The 4,298-nt window shown below is 74.1% G+C and carries 3 protein-coding genes and 1 pseudogene; 2 read left to right on the plus strand and 2 right to left on the minus strand.

What is annotated here, in order from left to right; translation table 11 throughout:
• Positions 1-166 precede the first annotated feature (166 nt).
• Both ACWGB8_RS37935 and ACWGB8_RS37940 read right to left on the minus strand, forming a co-directional pair.
• Positions 167-979, minus strand: a complete 813-nt coding sequence (locus ACWGB8_RS37935; RefSeq protein WP_452218218.1) for a M23 family metallopeptidase — start codon at positions 977-979, stop codon at positions 167-169.
• 181 nt (positions 980-1,160) lie between these two features.
• Entirely contained in the window at positions 1,161-1,679 is a 519-nt protein-coding gene (locus ACWGB8_RS37940; RefSeq protein ID WP_452218219.1) for an ArsR/SmtB family transcription factor, read from the minus strand.
• A gap of 685 nt (positions 1,680-2,364) precedes the next feature.
• On the opposite strand from ACWGB8_RS37940, the pseudogene ACWGB8_RS37945 reads away from it, so the two are divergent.
• Together ACWGB8_RS37945 and ACWGB8_RS37950 are read left to right on the plus strand one after the other, a co-directional pair.
• A pseudogene (locus ACWGB8_RS37945) lies at positions 2,365-3,336 on the plus strand (family 2 encapsulin nanocompartment cargo protein terpene cyclase); the annotation flags it as partial.
• A gap of 16 nt (positions 3,337-3,352) precedes the next feature.
• Entirely contained in the window at positions 3,353-4,225 is an 873-nt protein-coding gene (locus ACWGB8_RS37950) for a geranyl diphosphate 2-C-methyltransferase (protein WP_452218220.1), read from the plus strand.
• The last annotated feature ends 73 nt before the right edge of the window (positions 4,226-4,298 follow it).

Raw genomic sequence — 4,298 nt, forward strand, 5'->3', positions numbered from 1 at the left:
GTACTGGGTGCGCGAGGGCTTCGCCTTCGACACCGCCGCCGGCCCGGACCGGCGTCCGGTCGACGACCTGACCGCCCCGCGCTCCGGCATCTCCTGCGCCTGCTGAGCGTTCGCCCGCCGCGGCCCGCCCCCGTCCTGGCCCCCCGTTCGGGCGCCCGGGCGGGGGTCAGGCCGTGGCGGCGGCCGGCTCCGGCACGGTGAAGACCTCGCCGGCGGCCGGGACGCCGGCGCCGCGCCAGGTGAAGGGCAGGCCGCGGGCGCTGCGCGGGTCGGGGCCGTCCATGAGCTGGAAGTGCACGTGCGGCTCGGTGGAGTTGCCCGAGTTCCCGCAGTCCCCGAGCAGCTGGCCGGTCGTGACGCGGTCGCCCACCCGCACGACGGCCGAACCGCGGCGTACGTGGGCGTACAGCGCGTGGGTGCCGCCGCCGAGGTCGAGCACGACGTGGTTGCCGATGATCCGGCCGGGGCCGCCGAGCATCCGGGCCAGCGATTCGACGACGAAGTACGCCAGCGCCGGGTAGGAGTTGCGGCTGCGGTGGTCCCGGTGGCGGTCGGCGACCCGGACCACGGTGGCGTCGGCGACGGCGAGCAGGGGTGCGCCGAAGGCCGGGAAGTCGCCGTTGGAGCGGCTGGGCGGCCACCAGCCGAAGGCGGGGCGGGGCCGGTCCTCCGGTTCGGCGACCAGGTCGACGGCGAAGGTCTGGGCGAGGGTGTGGGTGCCGTGGCTCGGCACCCTGTCGGCGGGGCTGTTGAGCGCCGACCATCGGCCGGCGACTGGCGGCGCCACCTCGATCGGCTCCGGCACGGACCGGGGCGCCGACTGCCGTCCGGCGAACCACTGCAGCAGGAGGCCCGCGCCGAGCGGGATCCAGCCCCACAGCACGGAGAAGTCCAGGACGAGGTCGGCGACGAGCTGCGCGAAGAAGAGGATCAGGCAGCAGCGGGCCAGGGCGGCGGTCAGGACGGGCACGGCGGGCACGGCGGCCTCCGGTTCGGGCGGGTGGACGGGCGGATGGCGGGTGGCGGGCGTCGCGGGCGCGGTTGTGCCGGCGCCGGGCGTGCGGGCGGCGGGTGGGGCGGAGCGCGGGCGTACCCGTGGCTGGGCGGTGGGCGGTGGGCGCAGGGCGTGCGGGGCTTGGGCCGCAGCGGCGGGCGGGCGTTCAGCGCCGGGCCGCGGCGAGGGCGACCAGCAGCGGGACGACCCGGCCTGCCGGCACCTCGTAGCGGCCCCGGCCGAGCGCCTGCAGCCAGCCGGCGGAGGCGAGCTGCCGCAGGTGGTGGTAGAGCTGGCCGGTGGTGCCGAGGGCGTCGAGTTCGGCGAGTTCGGTGACGGTGCGGCGCCCGGCGAGGACCTCCCGGAGCAGCCGGGCGCGCAGCGGGTGGCCGAGTGCCGCGAAGGCGTCGACGGCCTCGGTCCAGTCCGTGTCGAGCAGCGCCTCGGTCGGCAGCGCGTACTGCCATTCGTAGCGCTGCCCGGTGGGCAGGGCGACCGCGCCGGTGAACAGCACGCCGCCCCGGTCGGCACCGCCGTCGGCGAGCTGACGTTTCAGACCCTCCAGGGCCCAGAAGTCGTCCTCCTCGGGCTCCTCGGCAGGTCGGTGCGCGACCCGCTCCCGCTCGGCTTCCTCCAGTGCCGCCAGGCGGCGCTCCAGGTCGGCTACCCGCTCTTCGAGGCTCATGTTCGAAGATTACGTAATTACGTAATCCTTGGTCAAGCGTGACGGGGTCGGTCCGGGCGGGCGGTCCGGGCGGGCGGTCCGGGCGGGCGCGGGGGTCGGGTGGGCAGGGGGCAGCGCGGGGCGGATCGCCGCGGCGGGGGTGGGGCGGGCGGGCGGGTGAGGTGGAGCAGGCGCAGCCGTGGCGCAGGGCAGCGCGGGGCGGATCGCCGCGGCGGGGCTCGGCGGTCGACCGGCCCGCAACCGCATCGCGGGTGGTCAGGGCCGCGCGCCGCAAGTGATCAAATACGGGCGCTTCAAACCCGATAACGGCGAATGTTCACCCTATCGGGTACAGACAGCACTGCGGAGCACCGCCATCCGGGCCGCCCCACCTACCGTTGATCAGCAAGCACCGAGGGGCCGCACGGGCGGTAATCCCCCTGCTTGTCCTACCAAGTGACGATCCGTCATGGCGTGCTGCCCGCACCGGCGTGCAGTCCTTCACCGAGGGAGGCCCTTCCGTGTCCGTCGACACCAGACCGTCGAGCAGCATCCGGACCCCGGCGGTCCGGCCATGAGCCGGACCGCCCTGGACCGGATCCTCGGCGGTCCCAGCGGCCTGGGGACGGCCGGCCTGCACTTCGCCCCGCCCGGCGGCGCGCCGCAGGCGACCGCCCCGAGCGGCTCCGCGCCGCAGTCGGGCGACCCGATCCCCGGCCTGTACCACCACCCGATCCCCGAGCCGGACCCGGTGCGCGTCGCGGAGGTCGGCCGGCGGATCAAGGAATGGGCGGTCGACGAGGTCCAGCTCTACCCGCCGGAGTGGGAGGACCAGTTCGACGGCTTCTCGCTCGGCCGCTACATGGTCGGCTGCCACCCCGACGCCCCGGACGTCGACCACCTGATGGTCGCCACCCGGCTGATGGCCGCCGAGAACGTGGTCGACGACTGCTACTGCGAGGACCACGGCGGCTCGCCGGTCGGCCTCGGCAGCCGGCTGCTGCTGGCGCACACCGCCCTCGACCCGCTGCACACCGCCGCCGAGTACGCGCCGGCCTGGGCCGAGTCGCTCCGATCGGACGCGCCCCGGCGGGCCTACCACTCGGCGATGGAGTACTTCACCCGGGCGGCCACGCCCGCGCAGGCCGACCGGTTCCGGCACGACATGGCGCGGCTGCACCTCGGGTACCTGGCCGAGGCCGCCTGGGCGGAGACCGACCACGTCCCCGAGGTGTGGGAGTACCTGGCGATGCGCCAGTTCAACAACTTCCGCCCCTGCCCGACCATCACCGACACCGTCGGCGGCTACGAGCTGCCCGCCGACCTGCACGCCCTGCCCGCCCTGCAGCGCGTCATCGCGCTCGCCTCCAATGCCACCACGATCGTCAACGACCTGTACTCGTACACCAAGGAACTCGCCAGTCCCGGCCGCCACCTGAACCTGCCGGTGGTGATCGCCGAACAGGAGGGCGGCACCCGGCGCGACGGCTACCTCAAGGCGGTCGAGGTCCACAACGACCTCATGCACGCCTTCGAGGCCGAGGCCGCCGCCCTGGCCGCCTCCTGCCCCGCCCCGTCCCTGGTGCGCTTCCTGCGCGGCGTCGCCGTCTGGGTCGACGGCAACCACAACTGGCACCAGACCAACACCTACCGCTACAGCCTGCCCGACTTCTGGTAATCGAGGAGCTACCGCAATGACCACCACCGACCTGCCCGCCACCGCCACCGTGCCCGGCCCTGCAACCCCCTACCAGAACGACATCGCCCGTTACTGGAACCACGAGGCCCGCCCCGTCAACCTCCGCCTCGGGGACGTCGACGGCCTCTACCACCACCACTACGGCATCGGGGACGTCGACCACGCCTCGCTGGGCGACCCGGCCGACAGCGAGCGCGAGAAGAAGGTCATCGCCGAGCTGCACCGGCTGGAGTCCGCCCAGGCCGACGTCCTGCTCGACCACCTCGGCGACGTCCGCCCCGGCGACACCCTGGTGGACGCCGGCTGCGGCCGCGGCGGCTCCATGGTCATGGCCCACCAGCGCTTCGGCTGCCGGGTGGAGGGCGTCACCCTCTCCACCACCCAGGCCGACTTCGCCAACCAGCGCGTCCGCGAGCTCGGCATCGCCGACTCCGTCCGCTCGCAGGTCTGCAACATGCTCGATCTGCCGTTCGGCACCGGCGAGGCCGCCGGGTCCTGGAACAACGAGTCCAGCATGTACGTCGACCTGAACGACCTGTTCGCCGAGCACTCCCGGATCCTGCGGGTCGGCGGCCGGTACGTCACCATCACCGGCTGCTGGAACCCGGTCTACGGCCAGCCCTCGAAGTGGGTCTCGCAGATCAACGCGCACTTCGAGTGCAACATCCACTCCCGCCGCGAGTACCTGCGGGCGATGGCCGACAACCGCCTCGTGCCGCAGGCCGTCATCGACCTGACGCCGGCCACCCTCCCCTACTGGGAGCTGCGCGCCACCTCCTCCCTCGTCACCGGCATCGAGGAGGCGTTCATCTCCTCCTACAAGGACGGCTCGTTCCAGTACGTCCTGATCGCCGCGGACCGGGTCTGACCTTCCGAGGAACGGGCCTGACGGTCCGTCGGCGCGGGGGGGGGGGGGGGGCGGCGCGCCGCCCCCCCCCCCC

This window comes from Kitasatospora sp. NPDC054939, from assembly GCF_053610105.1.

Bases quoted from the DNA above. Each gene is read 5' to 3' on its own strand.
- ACWGB8_RS37940 (WP_452218219.1), bottom strand. From the start codon at position 1,679: ATGAGCCTCGAAGAGCGGGTAGCCGACCTGGAGCGCCGCCTGGCGGCA.
- ACWGB8_RS37950 (WP_452218220.1), top strand. From the start codon at position 3,353: ATGACCACCACCGACCTGCCCGCCACCGCCACCGTGCCCGGCCCTGCA.